This is a genomic window from Clostridium sp., assembly GCF_036639235.1.
In the GTDB taxonomy this organism is placed as follows: Bacteria; Bacillota; Clostridia; order Clostridiales; family Caloramatoraceae; genus Clostridium_AB.
Window position 1 is genome coordinate 1 of the sequence record NZ_JAVWJB010000071.1, and the last position, 3,515, is coordinate 3,515.

The 3,515-nt window shown below is 29.7% G+C and carries 5 protein-coding genes and 1 riboswitch; of the genes, 4 read left to right on the forward strand and 1 reads right to left on the reverse strand.

The window, feature by feature from the left end:
• Nucleotides 1-920 (reverse strand): LCP family protein (locus RR539_RS10185; protein ID WP_332500398.1); only part of this gene is annotated, 920 nt, incomplete at its 3' end.
• A 186-nt stretch (nucleotides 921-1,106) separates the two neighbouring features.
• On the opposite strand from RR539_RS10185, the gene RR539_RS10190 reads away from it, so the two are divergent.
• From RR539_RS10190 to RR539_RS10205, 4 genes are read left to right on the forward strand one after another with little or no spacing between them, the layout of a single operon-like run.
• A complete protein-coding gene (locus RR539_RS10190; RefSeq protein ID WP_332500399.1) occupies nucleotides 1,107-1,931 on the forward strand; it encodes a hypothetical protein in 825 nt (274 codons plus the stop codon).
• Nucleotides 1,931-2,149: a hypothetical protein gene (locus RR539_RS10195; RefSeq protein WP_332500400.1), complete on the forward strand. Its 219-nt coding sequence runs from the start codon at nucleotides 1,931-1,933 to the stop codon at nucleotides 2,147-2,149. Before RR539_RS10190 ends, RR539_RS10195 begins: the two co-directional genes overlap by 1 nt.
• Entirely contained in the window at nucleotides 2,139-2,390 is a 252-nt protein-coding gene (locus tag RR539_RS10200; RefSeq protein ID WP_332474698.1) for a hypothetical protein, read from the forward strand. The genes RR539_RS10195 and RR539_RS10200 overlap by 11 nt, the downstream gene beginning before the upstream one ends.
• A 12-nt stretch (nucleotides 2,391-2,402) precedes the next feature.
• Nucleotides 2,403-2,903, forward strand: a complete 501-nt coding sequence (locus RR539_RS10205) for a hypothetical protein (protein ID WP_332500401.1) — start codon at nucleotides 2,403-2,405, stop codon at nucleotides 2,901-2,903.
• Between the two features lie 284 nt (nucleotides 2,904-3,187).
• Nucleotides 3,188-3,366, forward strand: a riboswitch (cobalamin riboswitch).
• Nucleotides 3,367-3,515 lie beyond the last annotated feature (149 nt).

A 3,515-nucleotide genomic window follows, 5' to 3' on the forward strand; every position in this document is an offset into this window, starting at 1 on the left:
GAGCTTTCTTTGAATTTGATTACATACTTACCGTTAACTCTTGCAGCGTGGCTGTTAACTTCGTCATCTATTGGGAATTCCATTTGGGTAATGTTATTAGCACCTATTCGAAGTACACCAGTTCCAACGCTTAATACTTCTGTTGGTTTCATGTTTGTTTTAACATGTGGTAGTAGTGTATCTATAAGATTTGGGTATTTTGTAATAGGAAGGGCCTTAATTCCCTCTATCATTCCCTCAATAATTTCTCTTTGACGTCTATCACGTTCAAAGGCACCACCGCTTTCACCTTTTCGAATACGGGCAAATGCAAGTGCTTGGTAGCCATTAATATGCTGCTCCCCAGCATTTTCTATTTTCTTAATTTCTCCCTTGTTAGGGTCTTTGCTCCATTCGTATGTTTCAGGTATAAATTTATTAAGTTCGCTTATTTCATTTTCTTTAATGTCAACATTTATCCCGCCTAAGGTTTCAATTATATCGATGAAAGAATAGAAATCAACTATAGCGTAGTTTTGAATATCTATTTTAAAATTATCCTCAATTGCTTCAGTTAAAAGGTTAATTCCTCCATAGGCATATGTTTCAGTAAGTTTAATATCACCATGTGACTTTGTAGATACAAGTGTATCACGGGCAAATGATGTTACACGGATATTTTTGTTGTTTCCGTCAATAGTTAGTAGCATCATAGAGTCGGCACGGGATGTTTTCTCACCAGGGCGTCCATCTGTTCCACAAAGCAGAATGTTCTTAATACCTTTTTCTATTTTGTAGTCGGAATTGCTAAAAGGAGAGTTATCCGAGGTATTATATATTCCATTAAGCTTAAAGTAGATATAGCCAAATACAGTAGCTGGTATCAAAAGTATTAAAAGAGATAGAGCTATAAGTATTCGCTTTGTAGTTTTCTTAGCCATAAAATGCCTCCTAATTTGTTAATAATCCTATTTTATACATGTAACTATATTTTTTCAACAAAATACACATAAAATACACGTTAAAAATTGGTTACGCAAGTTTTGACAAATTATTAATAAGAAAAATGATACTTTTATAATAGTAATGGAAATAAACTGGTATTATAGATATAAGGAGGGATAGGGTTGATTATTAATGGAAATTCTTTAAATAGGCTAGATTCTTTAAGTATAGGTGTTAATAATGTTAATAAAAACAATAAGCAGGTTATTAGTCTTGTTGAAAATATAAATAGTAATAAAGATAGAATTGATGAGGATATGAAAAAAAGAATGGAGATGCTTTCTTTAGATTTAAGAAAAAGTATTGATCTTGAAAATAATATCCAAGATGCTATGAACTATCTTAGTCAAAAGGAGAAGTTTACTAAAGAAGTTTTAGATAAGTTTAATAATATTTTAAGTATGTCTAATGAATACAATGGAAAGCATTTAACCGAAGATAATAGAAATAAATTATTAGATGATGCCAGTGAGGAGTTAAAAGGCATAGGAGATTATCTAAAGTTAGTTAGTAATAATTATGTAGATGAAAAACATGATATATTATCCCTTTCTAGTGGAGAAAAAATAAAGATAAATTCTAATAAAGTTAATATAAATTTTTCCTTTGATAAAAATAAGGATGATGAAAAACTGATTAGAATAGATTTAAATTCAAGAAATAGTATAGAAAGTTTACTGCAAAACAAGAAAAGCATAAGTGAAGATATTATAGCTCCATTAAAAAACTCATTAGACGAAATAGTAAAAGATAAAAAAGAGGTATTTGAAATATATAATAGGGAGAAAAATACTAAGATAAGTATTATTGATGAGCTAAAGCAATATGAAGAAATGGTTGATAGTTATTTTAAGAGTTTAAGCAAATATATTAATTCTAATATAAAGGATATAGACTTTCAAAGCTCGATACTAAAAGGAAATAGAGTTCAGGCCCTTATATGGTAATGATTAATTTTATTTTTAGAAAGTTAGCTTATTATATAACCTATATTGGAAATGGAATTATAGTATGGAAGTGTTTAAGTTATATAGTTAATTTATTCCCAGCTAATAAAATAGTAGATTTTTTCGCATTATTAGCCCTAGTTATTAGTTGGGTTTTACTAAATTCATTTACTTCTTACTATATTAGGAAGGATGGAAGAGATTATTATGAAAAGTGAAGAGAAGGTTGAATGTGAAAATAAAGGTGGTTTTGTGCTTGAAAAACATTATTTTGGGTTAGGGATAATCTTCTTTAGTCCAGTAATTGCTTGGTTTTTAGGTGAGTTTACTATGATGAATTTGTTTTCAGATGGCTATGATAGTGTATATAATACTTTATTTACTATAGGATATTTTTTTGTAGCCCTAACTATAGGGATATGTATATTTATATGGGGACTTGTGGAAAGGTTTAAGTAAGTATTATATTAAGTGAATAATTCGGGAATGCTAAGGGAAAGAGAAGATAAGGAGTGCTATTTTATGGTTAATGAAAAAAGGTCATATAGATTTTATATTTTTTACCTACTTGGGTTTCTAGGGTTTTGTTATTTAAATTCTGTAATTGTAGTAGATGGTCTACTAAAGGGATATGATGTATTTGAGGCTAATTACTATGGCATTATATATGCTAGTGTATTTGTAAATATTTTATTTGGAGTGTTTATATCACTTGATCATCTCCTTAAACAAAAGCGTAATAGTGGTGTATGGATGGTTAATATGCCAAAAATTCTGGTGCTTGGAACTGCACTTGGATTTATATTTTTATATTATGTTCTTTATAATAGTGGTGTAAGTATTTTACCTGATAGTATTGGGGCAGTGTTATCTGATAGAAAATACTCATCAATGTGGAATTTTGTATTTATATTTCTAGGATATGTTATAGGAAGTAGTTTCTACAAGGCAGAAAAAGAATTAGATATATAGTTTACAAGCTGATGATTTATTTTGATTAAATCATCAGCTTGTTTTTGTATATGGATGGTTTGCATATAATATATTACATTTACATTATTTTTTATGAAACAGTACTAGTTTCCTAAAATGCTACTAATATAACAGTGGCACATAGAATCAAATTGCTATTTTACACTAGGTTATATTCTGATAAACATGATGTAACATCCCCCCACAAGTTTGTTTATAAATATGTTACACAATTTGGTTAATTGACACATAATTGGTTAGTGTGATACATTAAGCTTAAATACATAAGATTAAAAAATACTAGGTTCTCTATTAGAGATAATATGGAATTAGGTTCAAGTCCTAAGCGGTCCTGCCGCCGTATTAACTGAGTTAACTTCAATAGCCACTGGAATTATATCTGGGAAGGTGAAGGGTACTATGATGTTTAAGCCGGAAGACATGCCTGTATTTTCTAGAGTAAAGCTCTAGGCTACTATTAATTCACAGGATATGAAGAGATAGTTTGTTTAAACGTAAGGCCTCCTTAGGGGAGGTCTAGGTTTTATGCAGATTTATAGCCCAGCTTTTAGCTGGGCTTTTTTTCTTCTGTGTTAATAGTTATTAACTATT

Excerpts from the sequence above, each read along its gene's own strand:
- RR539_RS10200 (WP_332474698.1), top strand. The coding sequence starts at position 2,139 with ATGAAAAGTGAAGAGAAGGTTGAATGTGAAAATAAAGGTGGTTTTGTG.
- RR539_RS10195 (WP_332500400.1), top strand. The coding sequence starts at position 1,931 with ATGATTAATTTTATTTTTAGAAAGTTAGCTTATTATATAACCTATATT.